18 protein-coding genes and 4 tRNA genes are annotated in these 15,042 nt (G+C 71.1%); 7 read left to right on the forward strand and 15 right to left on the reverse strand.

The genetic code is table 11. The features are described from left to right. Positions 1 to 16: 16 nt before the first annotated feature. The 4 genes from rplK to IPZ69_RS37460 all read right to left on the reverse strand — a co-directional run bounded on the left by rplK (position 17) and on the right by IPZ69_RS37460 (position 2,054). A complete protein-coding gene (rplK, locus tag IPZ69_RS37445; RefSeq protein ID WP_055515278.1) occupies positions 17 to 451 on the reverse strand; it encodes a 50S ribosomal protein L11 in 435 nt (144 codons plus the stop codon). Between the two features lie 168 nt (positions 452 to 619). Beyond that, positions 620 to 1,510: a transcription termination/antitermination protein NusG gene (nusG, locus tag IPZ69_RS37450; RefSeq protein WP_235459176.1), complete on the reverse strand. Its 891-nt coding sequence runs from the start codon at positions 1,508 to 1,510 to the stop codon at positions 620 to 622. Between the two features lie 80 nt (positions 1,511 to 1,590). Next, the gene (gene secE / locus IPZ69_RS37455) at positions 1,591 to 1,875 is read right to left on the reverse strand and encodes a preprotein translocase subunit SecE (protein WP_235459177.1); all 285 of its coding nucleotides are present in this window, start codon (positions 1,873 to 1,875) and stop codon (positions 1,591 to 1,593) included. A 106-nt stretch (positions 1,876 to 1,981) separates the two neighbouring features. Then, positions 1,982 to 2,054 (reverse strand) — tRNA-Trp (locus IPZ69_RS37460). 263 nt (positions 2,055 to 2,317) lie between these two features. On the opposite strand from IPZ69_RS37460, the gene IPZ69_RS37465 reads away from it, so the two are divergent. Further along, entirely contained in the window at positions 2,318 to 3,544 is a 1,227-nt protein-coding gene (locus tag IPZ69_RS37465; protein ID WP_235459178.1) for a pyridoxal phosphate-dependent aminotransferase, read from the forward strand. A 170-nt stretch (positions 3,545 to 3,714) separates the two neighbouring features. Next, the gene (locus tag IPZ69_RS37470) at positions 3,715 to 4,755 is read left to right on the forward strand and encodes an adenosine deaminase (RefSeq protein ID WP_235459179.1); all 1,041 of its coding nucleotides are present in this window, start codon (positions 3,715 to 3,717) and stop codon (positions 4,753 to 4,755) included. Here the strand turns inward: IPZ69_RS37470 and IPZ69_RS37475 are convergent. Continuing rightward, entirely contained in the window at positions 4,700 to 5,407 is a 708-nt protein-coding gene (locus IPZ69_RS37475; RefSeq protein ID WP_235459180.1) for a hypothetical protein, read from the reverse strand. The genes IPZ69_RS37470 and IPZ69_RS37475 overlap by 56 nt on opposite strands. A 40-nt stretch (positions 5,408 to 5,447) precedes the next feature. After that, complete coding sequence (locus tag IPZ69_RS37480) at positions 5,448 to 6,080, reverse strand: TetR/AcrR family transcriptional regulator (protein ID WP_235459190.1); 633 nt, start codon at positions 6,078 to 6,080, stop codon at positions 5,448 to 5,450. A 204-nt stretch (positions 6,081 to 6,284) separates the two neighbouring features. On the opposite strand from IPZ69_RS37480, the gene IPZ69_RS37485 reads away from it, so the two are divergent. Beyond that, on the forward strand, positions 6,285 to 6,917 hold the full coding sequence (locus IPZ69_RS37485; protein WP_235459191.1) for an NAD(P)-dependent oxidoreductase: 633 nt from the start codon (positions 6,285 to 6,287) through the stop codon (positions 6,915 to 6,917). 70 nt (positions 6,918 to 6,987) lie between these two features. Here IPZ69_RS37485 and IPZ69_RS37490 read toward each other — a convergent pair whose 3' ends face one another. The 6 genes from IPZ69_RS37490 to IPZ69_RS37515 form a co-directional block, all read right to left on the reverse strand. Continuing rightward, the gene (locus IPZ69_RS37490; RefSeq protein WP_235459181.1) at positions 6,988 to 8,043 is read right to left on the reverse strand and encodes a UDP-N-acetylmuramate dehydrogenase; all 1,056 of its coding nucleotides are present in this window, start codon (positions 8,041 to 8,043) and stop codon (positions 6,988 to 6,990) included. Between the two features lie 123 nt (positions 8,044 to 8,166). Beyond that, positions 8,167 to 8,595 carry a MaoC family dehydratase gene (locus IPZ69_RS37495; RefSeq protein WP_235459182.1) on the reverse strand — a complete coding sequence of 143 codons (429 nt, stop codon included), beginning with the start codon at positions 8,593 to 8,595 and terminating at the stop codon, positions 8,167 to 8,169. 5 nt (positions 8,596 to 8,600) lie between these two features. Beyond that, positions 8,601 to 9,065 (reverse strand): MaoC family dehydratase N-terminal domain-containing protein, encoded by a 465-nt coding sequence (locus IPZ69_RS37500; protein ID WP_235459183.1) that lies wholly within the window; start codon positions 9,063 to 9,065, stop codon positions 8,601 to 8,603. Positions 9,066 to 9,152: 87 nt separating this feature from the next. Beyond that, on the reverse strand, positions 9,153 to 9,317 hold the full coding sequence (gene rpmG / locus IPZ69_RS37505) for a 50S ribosomal protein L33 (RefSeq protein ID WP_006347275.1): 165 nt from the start codon (positions 9,315 to 9,317) through the stop codon (positions 9,153 to 9,155). Between the two features lie 89 nt (positions 9,318 to 9,406). After that, positions 9,407 to 9,479 (reverse strand) — tRNA-Met (locus tag IPZ69_RS37510). A gap of 46 nt (positions 9,480 to 9,525) precedes the next feature. Further along, positions 9,526 to 9,598 (reverse strand) — tRNA-Thr (locus IPZ69_RS37515). Between the two features lie 329 nt (positions 9,599 to 9,927). Between IPZ69_RS37515 and IPZ69_RS37520 the strand changes: the two genes are divergently transcribed. Together IPZ69_RS37520 and IPZ69_RS37525 are read left to right on the forward strand one after the other, a co-directional pair. Then, positions 9,928 to 11,211, forward strand: a complete 1,284-nt coding sequence (locus tag IPZ69_RS37520; RefSeq protein ID WP_235459184.1) for an amidohydrolase family protein — start codon at positions 9,928 to 9,930, stop codon at positions 11,209 to 11,211. Between the two features lie 106 nt (positions 11,212 to 11,317). Then, positions 11,318 to 11,974 carry an NAD(P)H-binding protein gene (locus IPZ69_RS37525; RefSeq protein ID WP_235459185.1) on the forward strand — a complete coding sequence of 219 codons (657 nt, stop codon included), beginning with the start codon at positions 11,318 to 11,320 and terminating at the stop codon, positions 11,972 to 11,974. A gap of 24 nt (positions 11,975 to 11,998) precedes the next feature. Here IPZ69_RS37525 and IPZ69_RS37530 read toward each other — a convergent pair whose 3' ends face one another. Together IPZ69_RS37530 and IPZ69_RS37535 are read right to left on the reverse strand one after the other, a co-directional pair. Beyond that, positions 11,999 to 12,211, reverse strand: a complete 213-nt coding sequence (locus IPZ69_RS37530; RefSeq protein ID WP_235459186.1) for a hypothetical protein — start codon at positions 12,209 to 12,211, stop codon at positions 11,999 to 12,001. A gap of 256 nt (positions 12,212 to 12,467) precedes the next feature. Further along, positions 12,468 to 12,549: transfer RNA gene (locus IPZ69_RS37535), tRNA-Tyr, on the reverse strand. Positions 12,550 to 12,775: 226 nt separating this feature from the next. On the opposite strand from IPZ69_RS37535, the gene IPZ69_RS37540 reads away from it, so the two are divergent. Beyond that, the gene (locus tag IPZ69_RS37540) at positions 12,776 to 13,264 is read left to right on the forward strand and encodes a YajQ family cyclic di-GMP-binding protein (protein WP_235459187.1); all 489 of its coding nucleotides are present in this window, start codon (positions 12,776 to 12,778) and stop codon (positions 13,262 to 13,264) included. A 154-nt stretch (positions 13,265 to 13,418) separates the two neighbouring features. On the opposite strand, the gene IPZ69_RS37545 is transcribed toward IPZ69_RS37540, so the two are convergent. Further along, the gene (locus tag IPZ69_RS37545; RefSeq protein ID WP_235459188.1) at positions 13,419 to 13,685 is read right to left on the reverse strand and encodes a GlsB/YeaQ/YmgE family stress response membrane protein; all 267 of its coding nucleotides are present in this window, start codon (positions 13,683 to 13,685) and stop codon (positions 13,419 to 13,421) included. Between the two features lie 194 nt (positions 13,686 to 13,879). On the opposite strand from IPZ69_RS37545, the gene IPZ69_RS37550 reads away from it, so the two are divergent. Beyond that, on the forward strand, positions 13,880 to 15,042 hold a 1,163-nt coding region (locus IPZ69_RS37550; RefSeq protein WP_235459189.1), incomplete at its 3' end, for an APC family permease.

The raw sequence follows: 15,042 nt of genomic DNA on the forward strand, positions 1-15,042 counted from the left end.
TCTACGAAGGTGGGGTTCAGCCCTCGACCGTGATGCCCATGGAGCGGGCGGTGCCGGCGATGATCTTCGACGCGGCGTCCAGGTCGTTGGCGTTCAGGTCGGGAAGCTTGGTCTGGGCGATCTCGCGGACCTGCGCCTCGGTGATCTTGGCGACCTTGGTCTTGTGCGGCTCGCCAGAGCCCTTCTCGACACCAGCGGCCTTGAGGATCATCTTCGCGGCCGGCGGGGTCTTGGTGATGAAGGTGAAGGAACGGTCCTCGTAGACCGTGATCTCCACCGGGATGACCCAACCGCGCTGCGACTCGGTCGCGGCGTTGTAGGCCTTGCAGAACTCCATGATGTTGACGCCGTGCTGGCCGAGCGCGGGGCCGACCGGCGGGGCCGGGTTCGCCGCACCGGCGTTGATCTGGAGCTTGATGAGCCCCGTGACCTTCTTCTTCTTGGGAGGCATAGCTCTCCGGGTCCTTTCGATTCGGGTCCTGCCCGCTTCCGGGAACCACCCGGACGCAGGCATACCGCACAACGATAACGGGTATGGATGCGCGGCCAAAAACCGCGCAGGTCAGACCGGCTGTGACAGCCCGCCTGACCTGCACGGAAGCATTTCGTCCAGAGGGAACTAGTTCTTCTGGATCTGGTCGAAGGAGAGCTCGACCGGCGTCTCGCGGCCGAAGATCTCCACCAGGCCCTTGACCTTCTTCGAGTCGGGGTTGATCTCGTTGATGGTCGCCTGCAGCGTGGCGAACGGGCCGTCGGTGACGGTGACCGAGTCGCCGACCTCGAAGTCCAGCACCTGGACCTCGACCTTGCGCTGCGGGGCGGGCTTGCCCTCGGCCTCGGCGGCCTCGCGCGCGGCCTTCTCCTCCGCCTCCGGGGCGAGCATCTTGACGATCTCGTCCAGGGTCAGCGGGTAGGGGTCGTAGGCGTTGCCGACGAAGCCGGTGACGCCCGGCGTGTTGCGCACGACACCCCAGGACTCGTTCGTCAGGTCCATGCGGACCAGGACGTAGCCCGGGAGCTTGTTCTGCTTGATGGTCTTGCGGTCGCCGTTCTTGATCTGGACGACCTCTTCCTGCGGCACCTCGGCCTGGAAGATGTAGTCCTCGACGTTCAGCGAGACGGCGCGCTGCTCCAGGTTGGTCTTCACGCGGTTCTCGTAACCGGCGTACGTGTGGATCACGTACCACTCGCCGGGCAGGATCCGCAGTTCCTCGCGCAGGGCCTGGATGGGGTCCACGGGCTCGGCGGGCTCTTCCTCGGCCGCCTCGTCGACCAGGGCCTCGTGCTCGTCGGCCTCGTCGGCCTCATCGACCTCGTCGTCCTCGGCAACCTCGTCGGCCTCATCCTCGACGTGCAGCGCGGCCTCCTCGGCCGCCTCCCCCGCCTCGGCCTCGGCAGCCTCGAACTCGTCCTGCTCGTCCGCGCCCTCGACGATGTCGAGCTCGTCATCCGCCGACTCGGCGGCTTCCCCGCGAGGCTCAATGGCGTCGTTCAGGTTCGGGTCAGACACGATGGCTGCTTCTTCCTGGATACATAGAGGTGGAACATGCGAAAAGGGGCGCCGGTACCACGGCGCCCTTCGCTCCTGGCTCAGCCGAAGACGTACTTGGCGGCGTGGTTGAGCCCATAGTCAATCACGGTCACCAGCGCGATCATGATGGCGACGAAGAAGATCACCACCGTGGTGTACGACGTCAGCTGGTTGCGCGTCGGCCAGACGACCTTACGGAGTTCCGCGATGATCTGGCGGTAGAAGATCCCGAGGCGCTTCAGCGGGCCCTTCTTGGCGCGCTTGCCACCCTTGCGGGCCTTCTTGGTCTCCGATACCTCGTCCTGAGCATCAGGCGTGTCGATGGAGCCCACGGCGTCCGTCATGCTTCCTCACCTGATCCCGGGTCATGGCCGTGCCGCGCCCGGTTCTGAGCCGCACGGCGGTGCAATGCTGTACGTACATGCGCACACATCCTGGCGGTGTGTGTAGCAGGGCCGGAGGGACTTGAACCCCCAACCGCCGGTTTTGGAGACCGGTGCTCTACCAATTGAGCTACGACCCTTTGAGCGTTTCCCCCAACTTACCGCATCCGACCGGGTGCTCGGTGTGCACCGGCTGTACCGCGGCTGCTGAAGGCCAACGAGGTGAGAGTGTACGTGGTTGCGGGCCAGTCGTCGAACAGAAAGTGCCGGTACCGGTACCCGGAACGGAAGATCGTCCTGGCCGGAGGGCGTATCCGGACGCCTGTTCAGGAGTCGGTCCGATGCTGTTCAGTCTGTGAAACCCGCGTGCCGGGGGCATTTCCGGTCTGGAACGATGGGCCCCATGAGCCCTGCTACCCCTCCCACCGAGCGCCGGGTCTCCGCCCGAATCGGCGCGATCTCCGAGTCCGCCACCCTCGCCGTGGACGCCAAGGCCAAGGCCCTCAAGGCCGCCGGGCGTCCGGTGATCGGCTTCGGCGCGGGTGAGCCCGACTTCCCGACCCCCGACTACATCGTCGAGGCCGCGGTCGAGGCCTGCAAGAACCCGAAGTACCACCGCTACACCCCGGCCGGCGGTCTGCCCGAGCTGAAGAACGCCATCGCCGCGAAGACGCTGCGCGACTCCGGCTACGAGGTCGACCCGGCCCAGATCCTGGTCACCAACGGCGGCAAGCAGGCCATCTACGAGGCCTTCGCCGCGATCCTGGACCCGGGCGACGAGGTCATCGTCCCGGCCCCGTACTGGACGACGTACCCGGAGTCGATCCGCCTGGCCGGCGGCGTCCCGGTCGAGGTCGTCGCCGACGAGACCACCGGCTACCGGGTCAGCGTGGAGCAGCTCGAGGCGGCCCGCACGGAGAAGACGAAGGTCGTCCTCTTCGTCTCCCCCTCGAACCCGACCGGCGCGGTCTACAGCGCCGAGCAGACCGAGGCGATCGGCCGCTGGGCCGTCGAGCACGGCCTGTGGGTCATGACGGACGAGATCTACGAGCACCTGGTCTACGGCGACGCGACGTTCACCTCGCTGCCGGCGGTCCTGCCCGAGCTGCGCGACAAGTGCATCGTGGTCAACGGTGTGGCGAAGACGTACGCCATGACGGGCTGGCGCGTGGGCTGGATCATCGGCCCGAAGGACGTGATCAAGGCCGCGACGAACCTCCAGTCGCACGCCACCTCGAACGTCGCCAACGTCTCGCAGGTCGCCGCCCTGGCCGCAGTCTCCGGCGACCTGGAGGCCGTGGCCAAGATGCGCGAGGCCTTCGACCGCCGCCGCCGGACGATCGTGCGGATGCTCAACGAGATCGACGGCGTGCTCTGCCCGGAGCCCGAGGGCGCCTTCTACGCGTACCCGTCGGTGAAGGCCCTGATCGGCAAGGAGATCCGCGGCAAGCGCCCGCAGAACTCGGTCGAGCTGGCCGCGCTGATCCTGGACGAGGCCGAGGTCGCGGTCGTCCCGGGCGAGGCCTTCGGCACCCCCGGCTACCTGCGGCTCTCGTACGCGCTCGGTGACGAGGATCTCGTCGAGGGCGTGAGCCGGATCCAGAAGCTGCTCGCGGAGGCGCGCGACTGACGCCACCGGCGTCCTCGCGCCGCACGCGCGGGTGTTCTCGCGCCGCACGCACGCGTGGCGGGCCGTTTCCCTCCGGGGAGGCGGCCCGCTTCTTCGTGTGGGCGTGCGAGCAAGACCACGTTCGAGGAAAGAGCTACCGGGACGACGGGAACGTACGGCAGGATCCTGGAATGGAGCGTGTACGTGATGTCTCTGAGCTGCCGAAAGCCCATCTGCACCTGCACTTCACCGGGTCGATGCGGCCCGCCACCCTGCTCGAACTGGCCGACAAGTACGGCGTGCGCCTGCCCGACGCCCTGACGGAGGCGCTGACCAGCGGGGAGCCGCCGAGACTGCGGGCGACGGACGAGCGGGGCTGGTTCCGCTTCCAGCGGCTGTACGACGCGGCACGCTCCTGCCTGCGCGAGCCGGACGACATCCGGCGGCTGGTCCGCGAGGCCGCCGAGGAGGACCTGAAGGACGGCTCGGGCTGGCTGGAGATCCAGGTCGACCCGACGTCGTACGCGCCCCGCCTGGGCGGCCTGATCCCGGCGCTGGAGATCATCCTGGACGCGGTGGAGACGGCGTCCCGGGACACCGGCCTGGGGATGCGCGTCCTGGTGGCCGCCAACCGCATGAAGCACCCCCTGGACGCGCGCACGCTGGCCCGGCTCGCGGTGCGCTACGCGGACCGGGGCGTGGTCGGCTTCGGGCTCTCGAACGACGAGCGGCGGGGCATGGCGCGGGACTTCGACCGGGCGTTCTCGATCGCCCGGGACGGCGGCCTGCTCGCGGCACCGCACGGCGGCGAGCTGACCGGCCCGGCGTCGGTGCGGGACTGTCTGGACGACCTGGACGCCTCGCGGATCGGGCACGGCGTTCGCGCTGCGGAGGACCCGCGGCTGCTGAAGCGGCTGGCGGACCGGGGCGTGACCTGCGAGGTGTGCCCCTCCTCGAACGTGGCGCTGGGCGTCTACGAGAAGCCGGAGGACGTCCCGCTGCGGACCTTCTTCGAGGCCGGCGTCCCCATGGCCCTGGGCGCCGACGACCCGCTGCTGTTCGGCTCCCGCCTGGCCGCCCAGTACGAACTGGCGCGCCGGCACCACGGCTTCACGGACGCGGAACTGGCGGAACTGGCCCGGCAGTCGGTGAGGGGTTCGGCGGCACCGGCGGACGTCAAGGCGAAGCTGCTGGAGGGCGTGGACGACTGGGTCGGGCGCCCGGTCTCCTGAAGTGGGCGTAGGGCGGGTAGGGCTTGAAGCAGATCAGGACCTCGACGGGGTGCCCGCCGCCGGGCGGCTGGACCAGACTCGGCAGACCCGCCATCAGTGCCGAGTGCCCTTGGGCGACCCTCTTGTGACGCGGCCCCCAGCCCGCCGCGTGGGCGAAGGACATGGCCGCCTCGGCGAAGAGGTCCCGGCCGCCGAACAGGAAGAACGTGCGGGCGTGGGTGGCGTGCCGCAGCTCGTTCCGGGAGTCCGCGCGTTCCTGGCGCCGGCGCCGGGCGGCGGCGTCCCGCGCCGTGCGCGCCTCGTCGGTGCGGACGGTCAGCGGGGCGCCGGTGGTGAGCGCGCGGCGCAGCCGGGGCCAGGCGCTGGGGCGCAGTCCGTACGTGTGGTGGACCAGGACGAGGTCGACCGGTTCCCCGACGCCCTCGTCGGGCAACACCCCGTCCCGCAGCGGCACATGGACGATCGTGTGGCGTGAGTAGGCGGCGAACGAGAACAGGCCCGCGAGGCGGCTGAGCCCGTCGTGGTCGCCGAGCAGCAGACCGATGGGGTCGGGGGCGCGCAGCGAGGTGTGGCGCAGGGGCTGCCGGGGCTGGACGACCCGGTGCTCGTACGGGCCCGTCCTGGGCCGGAACTCGCTCAGTCTCAGCCGCACGGGCGCGTGGCGGAGTGATGGCCGGGGTGGTCGGGGTTGTTCACGCACTCCAGGGTGCTGGCCGGGCGGCGGCGTCCGCAACGGAGATTCCGCCCAGCAGCGTCCGGGCCAGGCGGCGCGCGAAGTCCTCCACCTCGGGCAGCGCGCCCGTCTCGGTCGCCTCGTAGGCGAACGCGCGCTGGGCGCAGGCACCGAGCAGCAGGGAGGCGGCCGCGAAGGTGTCGGCGTCGGGGCGGACGCGCCCGGCGGTCCGCTCGGCGCGGAGGTAGGCGTCGAGGCCCTCGATCGGCCTGTGGGGTCCCGCGCCCATCTGCCGCAGCGCGTCGTCGTGCCGCCGCTTGAGCTGCGTCTCGGCGTACAGGGAGGCGGCGATCGGGAAGCTCTGCTCGTAGAAGAGCGCGGCCTGGCGGGCGATCTCGGTGAGGTTCTCCTCCAGGGTGCCCTGTCCCGGCTCGGCGGCGAGGCTGCGCAGCAGGGGAGCCAGTTGCGGCAGGCGCTCGGTGAGCACGCGGACGAACAGCTCCTCCTTGCTGGTGAAGTACTTGTAGAGCGCCGCCTCGGAGCAGCCGGCCGCCCTGGCGATCTCCTTGGTGGTGGCCCGGGCGAGCCCGACGGTCAGCATCAGCTCGTGAGCGGCGTCGAGGATGCGGATGCGGGCCGGTTTCTGCTCCATGACGCCCAAGCGTCCCATGGCCGCTCCATTCATTCTTGACGGGTGGGTGATTGCTTACTCACTCTAGGAGAGAGACAGGGTGAGTGAGTACTCACCCACTACATCCGAGACCGGGAGCGGGCCATGGATCGGGAGTACGGCAGGGACGGCAAGGACGGCGAGCACGGCACGGGGCGGGAGCACACCCGGGGCCGGGAGAACGGCATGAACCTCACCGTCTTCGGCGCCACCGGCGGAGTCGGCGGGGAGATAGCCCGCCAGGCGCTCTCCGCCGGTCACCGGGTCACGGCCGTCGTGCGCGACCCGGCACGCCTGGAGGTGACCGGCGCGCGCCTGAAGGTGTTCCGCGCCGACCTCACCGACCCGGAGGCGCTCCGCGCCGCCGTCGCCGGGCGGGACGCGGTGCTGTCCGCCCTGGGCTCGCGCAACCGCAAGGCCGACGGGGTGACGGCCCGGATGACCCGTACGATCCTGGCCGCCATGGAGGCGGAGGGGGTGCGGCGGCTGCTGGTGGTCAGCGCCGCGCCCGTCGGCCCCGAGCCGGAGGGCGACGGCCTGCTGGACCGCACCGTACGGCGCATCGTCTCCGCGGCTCTGAAGGACGTCTACGACGACCTGCGGGAGATGGAGGCCGAGCTGGCGCGCAGCAGCACGGACTGGACGGCGGTGCGCCCGCCGCGCCTGCAGAACAAGCCCCTCACCGGCGCGTACCGCACCGTCGTCGGCGGCACTCCCGCCAAGGGCCGCTTCCTGGCACGCACGGACGTGGCCCACGCGATGCTGGCGATGGCGGACGACCCGGGGACGGTCAAGCAGGGGGTGGGGGTGGCGTATTAGGAGACGGTGGAGGCTCGGGCCGGGTGCGCCGGAGGCACGCCGACTGCCCCGGAACCCGGCCCCCGGTGCCTCAGAGGCTCGCGCCCACCGTCACCGGTTCGTTGACCAGCGTGATCCCGAAGGCCTCGTGGACGCCGGCGACGACCTCGCGGGCCAGCGCGAGGAGGTCCTCGGTGGTGGCCCCGCCCCGGTTGGTGAGGGCGAGGGTGTGCTTGGTGGAGATGCGGGCGGGCCCGGTGCCGTACCCCTTGGTGAAGCCGGACTTGTCGATCAGCCAGGCCGCCGAGGTCTTGGTGTGGCTGTCCCCCGCGGGGTAGGCGGGCGGCTCGACGCCGTCGCCGAGCCGCTCGCGCACGCGCGCGTGGAACGCGGCGAACTGCTCGTGCGTGAGGATCGGGTTGGTGAAGAAGGACCCGGCCGACCAGGTGTCGTGGTCCTCGGCGTCCAAGACCATGCCCTTGCCGGCCCGCAGCTTCAGCACCGTCTCGCGCGCGGCACCGAGCGGCACCCGGTCGCCCGGCTCGACCCCGAGGGCGCGGGCCGCCTCGGCGTACTTGACGGGCGCCGAGAGCCCGGCGGCGTCCTCCAGCTCGAAGCGGACGCGCAGCACGACGTAGCGCGCGGGGTCGGCCTTGAAGCGGCTGTGGCGGTACGAGAAGGCGCACTCCTCGTTCGTGAGGGTGACCGTCCTGCCCTCGTGGCGGTCGTACGCGATCACCTCGGTGATCGTCGAGGAGACCTCCTGGCCGTACGCGCCGACGTTCTGGATCGGCGTCGCGCCGGCCGAGCCGGGGATCCCGGCGAGGCACTCGACGCCCGCGAGCCCGGCCTCGACGGTGCGGGCGACGGCGTCGGTCCACACCTCGCCGGCCGCCAGCTCCAGGCGCGTGCCGACGAGCTCGAACCCGCGCGTGGCGATGCGCAGGGCCGTGCCGTCGAAGCCCTTGTCGCCGATGACCAGGTTCGAGCCGCCGCCGATCATCAGCAGCGGTGTGCCGCTGTCGTCCGCCTCGCGGACGGCGGCGATCACCTCGGCGTCGGTCTCGGCGGTGACCAACCGGGTCGCGGGACCACCCAGCCGGAAGGTGGTCAGCGGGGCGAGGGGGGCGTCGTGGAGTTCCTGCACGCGCCCAAGACTACGAGACGCCACCGACAGCCCGGTCGACCGCGGGCCCGCGCGAGGACACCGGACGGGCATGCGTAAGGGGCGCCTCGCAATGGAGGACGCCCCTTACTCGGTACGAGCGGGTCAGGCCAGGCGTACGACCGCCCGGGACATCCCGAGCACCTTCTTGCCGTCGCTCATGGCCGTGAGGTCCACGCGCACGGTGTTGTCGTCGAGCTTGGCCGCGACCTTGCCGCTGACCTCGATCAGGGCGCCCTGGTCGTCGTTCGGGACGACGACGGGCTTGGTGAAGCGGACGCCGTACTCGACGACCGCGCCGGGGTCGCCGGTCCAGTCGGTGACCACGCGGATCGCCTCGGCCATGGTGAACATGCCGTGCGCGATGACGTCCGGCAGACCCACCTCCTTGGCGAACTTCTCGTTCCAGTGGATGGGGTTGAAGTCCCCGGAGGCTCCCGCGTACCGCACCAGGGTGGCGCGGGTCACGGGGAAACTCTGGGCCGGCAGTTCGGTGCCGACCTCGACGTCGTCGTACGCGATCTTCGTCGTCATCGGTCTCAGCCCTCCCCGCCCTCGGCGTCCGCCGCGCGCGCCACCAGCTTGGTCCAGGCGGTCACGACGTGCTCGCCCGCCTCGTCGCGCACCTCGCCCCGGACGTCCAGGACGTCGTTGCCCGCGAGCGACTTGATCGACTCGATGGTCGAGACGACCGAGAGCCGGTCTCCGGCGCGCACCGGGCGGGTGTAGACGAACCGCTGGTCGCCGTGGACCACGCGGCTGTAGTCGAGCCCGAGCTGCGGGTCCTCGACGACCTGGCCGGCGGCCCTGAAGGTGATCGAGAACACGAACGTCGGCGGCGCGATCACATCCGGATGGCCGAGCGCCTCGGCCGCCTCCGCGTCGGTGTACGCGGGGTTGGCGTCCCCCACCGCTTCCGCGAATTCGCGGATCTTCTCCCGGCCCACCTCATAGGGCTCGGTGGGCGGGTAGGTCCGCCCCACGAAGGACTGGTCGAGCGCCATGGCTCGGCACCTCCTGGTCTGAGCAGTGTGTGAAACGACATGAGGCCGCCCCCCAACTGCGGGGGCGGCCTCGTGTACGAGCCTGATTTATCGCGTCTCGCGGTGCGCGGTGTGCGCCTTGCAACGCGGGCAGTGCTTCTTCATCTCAAGACGGTCCGGGTTGTTACGCCGGTTCTTCTTGGTGATGTAGTTCCGCTCCTTGCACTCCACGCAGGCCAGCGTGATCTTCGGGCGGACGTCGGTGGCAGCCACGTGAGTGCTCCTTGACGAACGGATGGGTCAATTCAACGCAAGAAAGAGTAGCCGATCGAAGGACCGACCCCGCAATCGGCTACTGTCAGTAGCGGTGACCGGACTTGAACCGGTGACACAGCGATTATGAGCCGCTTGCTCTACCGACTGAGCTACACCGCTTTGATGTGATCGGGTCCCGCCTCGCGACGGGAACCTCTCACACCAGAGCCCCAATACGGAATCGAACCGTAGACCTTCTCCTTACCATGGAGACGCTCTGCCGACTGAGCTATTGGGGCGAGCGATGAAGACATTACACGGTCCGCAGCCGTTCACCCAAATCCGTTTCCAGCGGCCCTCCGGGGCCTCTTCAGCAGGCTTCCCGGCAGCCTCGTACGCACCTCCAGCAGGCGGTTCGCCCCACCTGCGCGAGCCTCGGCCGCGCGGCGGACCACGCCGGTACGACTATTGCGCTCCTCCCGGCCCCACGCGCCTCCCCACCCTAGGCTCGACTCACTCTCCGTGATCTTGGGTCCCCCGAGCCCGATCCCCGAACCGGTGGCCCCCGTGGCCGTGGACCCCGAGCCGGTGGATCCGAGCCGATGGACCCCCGAGCCCCTGGAGCGCGATGCCCGACAGCCAGCCGCAGCCGCCCCCCTCGTCGCCGAACTCGCCGGGCTCGAACTCGTCGGGCTCCTCGGGTCGGTCCGACGCGGCCGCGCTCCTGCTGTGCGGGGCCCGGCTCACCGACGGCCGGACCGTGGACGTACGGCTGGGCGGCGGGCGCATCGAGGCGGTCGGTACGGCCGGCAGCCTGGCGCCGGGACCGGCCCGCGGCGCGGGGGCCCGCGTGGACCTCAGCGGCTATCTGCTGCTGCCCGCCCCGTGCGAACCGCACGCCCACGCCGACACCGCGCTGTCCGGCGAGTGCGCCGGACCGGTCTCGTACGAGCCGGAGCACGTCCAGCGCCGGGCCACGGAGGCCGCGCTGCTGCAGCTCGGGCACGGGGCCACGGTGCAGCGGGCACACGTGCGCGTGGGCGACGTCCAGGGGCTGGGCGCCCTCTCCGCCGTCCTGCAGGCGCGGCGGTCGCTGCGCGGGCTCGCCGAGCTGACGGCGGTGGCGATGCCTCGGGTGCTGACCGGGGTGGCCGGCGCCGAGGGGCTCGCGATGCTGCGGGACGCGGTGAAGATGGGCGCCTCCGTCGTGGGCGGTTGCCCGGATCTGGACCCCGATCCCACGGGCTATGCGGAGACGGTCCTGGAGCTCGCCTCCGAACACGGCTGCCCCGTCGACCTGCACACGGACGCCGCCGACCCGGCCCGCCTGTCCCGGCTCGCGGCGATGGCCGGCGGCCTGCGCCCCGGCGTGACGCTCGGTCCGTGCGCCGCTCTGGGCCGGCTGCCCGCCGAGGCGGCCTCCCGCGTCGCCGACCAGCTCGCCGCCGCCGGGGTGACGGTGGTGTGCCTGCCGCAGGGCGGCTGCGGCGCCGTCGAGCGGCGGGGTACCGCGCCGGTACGGCTGCTGCGCGCGGCCGGAGTCCGGGTCGCCGCCGGCAGCGGCGCCCTGCGCGACGTCTCCAACCCCGTGGGCCGCGGCGACCCCCTGGAGGCGGCCTTCCTCCTCGCCTCGCGCCACGGTCTGCGCCCCGAGGACGCCTACGACGCGGTGAGCGTTTCCGCGCGTGCGGCCCTCGCCCTCCCCGAGGTACGCGTGGAGGCCGGCTTCCCCGCCGAACTCCTCGCCGTACGCGGCGACCGCCTCGCCGGCGCCCTGTCCCTGGCCTACAGCCGCATCGTGGTGCACCGGGGGCGCGTGGTGGCCCGTACCAGCGCGGTGCGGGAGTACTGCAACTCGGCGGTGGCGGCGGAACTGGGGCTGCCCCGGCAGGGACGCGGGGAGTTGTCCTGACGGAAACTCATCCGGGCGAAGGACAAAAACTCACCCGGAACAACCCCCGGGTGACTGCCCTGAAGTCGTGCGGCGGATGCGGCTTCTCGGGCGTACGGTCGGATTCATGCGCATTGTCATCGCTGGTGGTCATGGTCAGATCGCGCTGCGGCTGGAGCGGTTGCTCTCCGCGCGCGGGGACGAGGTCGCGGGGATCATCCGCAAGTCCGAGCAGAGCGACGATCTTCGCGAGGCGGGCGCCGAGCCGGTCGTGCTCGACCTGGAGTCGGCCTCCGTGGACGAGGTCGCGGAGCGGCTGCGGGACGCAGACGCGGCGGTCTTCGCGGCGGGTGCCGGCCCGGGCAGTGGCGCGGCCCGGAAGGACACGGTGGACAAGGCCGCGGCGGTGCTGTTCGCGGACGCGGCGGTGCGCGCGGGCGTGCGCCGTTTCGTGGTCGTCTCCTCGATGGGCGCGGATCCCGCGCACCGGGGCGACGAGATCTTCGACGTGTACCTGCGCGCCAAGGGCGAGGCCGACGCGTACGTCAGCGGCCTGGACGCCCTGGACTGGACCGTCCTGCGCCCCGGTGCCCTGACGGACGACCCCGGCGCGGGCCTGGTCCGTCTGGAGGCGCACACCGGGCGCGGCCCGGTCACCCGCGACGACGTGGCCACGGTCCTGGCGGAACTGGTGGACACCTCGGCGACGGCCGGCCTGACGCTGGAGTTGATCGGCGGCTCGACGCCGGTGTCGGTGGCGGTGAAGTCGGTGGCCGGGAACTGAGGTTGCCCCCGGGCCGTTGGACGTTCAGAAGAGAGGCAGCTGCCCGGGGAACTCCGGCACGGCGTATCCGTCCAACGCCGGCTGGACGGCCCCCAGTTGCGCCTGCCGCCGCGACCCGGCACACGAGACGAGTTCCCCGCCCTCCCGCGCCCCGGGCGGATCATGCCGCGCGAACCGCCCCGCGACCACGGCGATTTCACGACGACACACCGGACAGGCCCTACGACGGGACGACATGAGGCCAGTGTGCCCCGCGCCGCCGGAGTCCGGCGAGGCACGGGAGACGCACAGGCGGCAACTTGCAAAAGCAGGCTCGTGCGCGCACTGAAAGCCGTTCAGCGCCGGTTCCAAAACGCCCTGACAGCCCCGGAATCCGGGCGGCGCGGCGTGAGGCACGTCACCCTGCGTGAACCCGCCCGAAAGATTGTCCGCGCACACGAAGAGACCCCCTCCACTCCGCGTTTCCGCAGAGTGGAGGGGGTCTTCCCCAAAGTGGCGGCGCCAGGATTCGAACCTGGGAAGGCTGAGCCGGCAGATTTACAGTCTGCTCCCTTTGGCCGCTCGGGCACACCGCCGGGGTTTGCTGCCCCATCGCACCGCTTTTCGGCGGTGCTCCCTGGCAACGACGTAAACAATACCCGATGCACAGGGGTGCTTCGCCACTCGATTGATCGGCACTCTCGGGGCGTGGGATGGCTAGGCTGGTGCGGATGCGGACCGGCCCAGTGCCGGGCTCGGCGGCCACCCCCACGCGCGCCGACACGCACCCGATACGCACCCCGATACAAGGAGCCACAGGACATGGCCGACTCCAGTTTCGACATCGTCTCGAAGGTCGAGCGGCAGGAGGTCGACAACGCCCTCAATCAGGCCGCCAAGGAGGTCTCCCAGCGTTACGACTTCAAGGGCGTGGACGCCTCGATCGCCTGGTCCGGCGAGAAGATCCTGATGCAGGCGAACTCCGAGGAGCGGGTCAAGGCGATCCTCGACGTCTTCCAGTCCAAGCTGATCAAGCGTGGCATCTCGCTGAAGGCGCTGGACGCGGGCGAGCCGCAGCTCTCCGGCAAGGAATACAAGATCTTCGCGTCCATCGAGGAAGGCATCTCCCAGGAGAACGCCAAGAAGGTGGCGAAGATCATCCGCGACGAGGGCCCCAAGGGTGTGAAGGCCCAGGTCCAGGGCGACGAGCTGCGGGTCAGCTCCAAGAGCCGCGACGACCTGCAGACCGTGATCGCCCTCCTGAAGGGGCAGGACTTCGACTTCGCGCTGCAGTTCGTGAACTACCGGTAGTCCGGGATTCCGGTGGCGCTGTGACTCCGGCGGTTCGCCGGAGCGCGCGCCCGAGGAGTGGCGAGGGGTGGGCACCCTGCGGTGCCCACCCCTCTCGCCTGCCCGCCTCGACCGTGACCGCGGTTGCGATCGCGGTCGCGGGACGCGCGTGCGCTCAGTCGCGCGAGTTGCCGAACAGGATGCGGTAGACGATCAGCAGGACGAGCGAGCCGCCGATCGCGGCGGCCCAGGTGGGTCCGTCGTAGAAGTTCTTGGTGATCGGGTGGTCCAGCCAGCGGGCCGAGATCCAGCCCCCGATGAACGCGCCCGCGACGCCGATGAGCGTCGTACCGATGAAGCCGCCGGGGTCACGGCCCGGCAGCAGGATTTTGGCGATGGCTCCGGCCAACAGTCCCAGGATGATCCAGCTGATGATGCCCATGCCGTGAACCTGCCCTCTCGTGCTGTGTCCGCACTGTTCCGGCCCTGTGATTTCCGTCGGAGCCGGCTGTGCTTCGCAGGCCTGTCTGGCGTGCTGTGCTCCGGGATATCCCTCGCGCGCCTGTTCGTGCCGTGTCGATGCACAGGACGCCTCCCCCGCACCGGGCGGTTGCAGGGGTCAGTAGGGTGCGGCGCATGACGAGCTCCGAATCCAGCCTGCGCCGCACCCTGGGCGTCCGGGACGCCGTGGTCGTCGGCCTGGGCTCGATGGTCGGGGCCGGGGTCTTCTCCGCCCTGGGACCCGCCGCGCGCGCGGCCGGCACGGGCCTGCTGCTCGGGCTCGCCGTCGCGGCCGTGGTGGCCTACTGCAACGCCGCCTCCTCGGCGCGGCTGGCCGCCCTGTACCCGGCCTCGGGCGGGACGTACGTGTACGGGCGGGAGCGGCTCGGGGACTTCTGGGGCTACCTCGCGGGCTGGGCGTTCGTCGTCGGCAAGACGGCCTCCTGCGCAGCGATGGCGCTCACCGTGGGCGCGTACGTCTGGCCGGCGCAGACGCACGCCGTGGCGGTCGCCGCCGTGGTGGCACTGACCGCGGTGAACTACGGCGGCATCCAGAAGTCCGCCTGGCTGACGCGGGTCATCGTGGCCGTGGTGCTGGCCGTCCTGGCCTGCGTGGTGGTCGTGTGCCTCACCTCCGGTCAGGCCGACGCGGGGCGGCTGCGGATCGGGCTCCCGTCCGGCGTGGGCGGGGTGCTTCAGGCCGCCGGTCTGCTGTTCTTCGCGTTCGCGGGGTACGCCCGGATCGCGACGCTCGGCGAGGAGGTGCGGGATCCGGCGCGCACCATTCCCCGGGCGATCCCGCTGGCTCTGGGTATCGCGCTGGTGGTGTACGCGTGCGTGGCCGTGGCCGCGCTCTCCGTGCTGGGCGCGGACGCTCTGGGGCACGCAAAGGCGCCGCTGACGGACGCGGTGCGGGCGGCCGGGGCGCCGGGGCTGGCCCCCGTGGTGCGGGTCGGAGCCGCCGTGGCCGCCCTGGGGTCGCTGCTCGCGCTGATTCTGGGCGTGTCACGGACGACGCTCGCCATGGCCCGCGACCGCCATCTGCCCGGGGCGCTGGCGGCCGTGCACCCGCGGTTCCAGGTTCCGCACCGGGCGGAGCTGGCCGTCGGCGCGGTCGTGGCGGTGGTGGCCGCGACGGTGGACGTACGGGGTGCCATCGGGTTCTCCTCCTTCGGTGTGCTGGCCTACTACGCCGTCGCCAACGCCTCGGCGTGGACGCTGAGTCCGGCGCCGCTCAGGCGCGCGGTGCCGGTGGTGGGGCTGCTGGGCTGCGTGACCCTGGCGTTCGCGCTGCCGAC

Source organism: Streptomyces olivochromogenes (genome assembly GCF_021538895.1).
In the GTDB taxonomy this organism is placed as follows: Bacteria; Actinomycetota; Actinomycetes; order Streptomycetales; family Streptomycetaceae; genus Streptomyces; species Streptomyces olivochromogenes_A.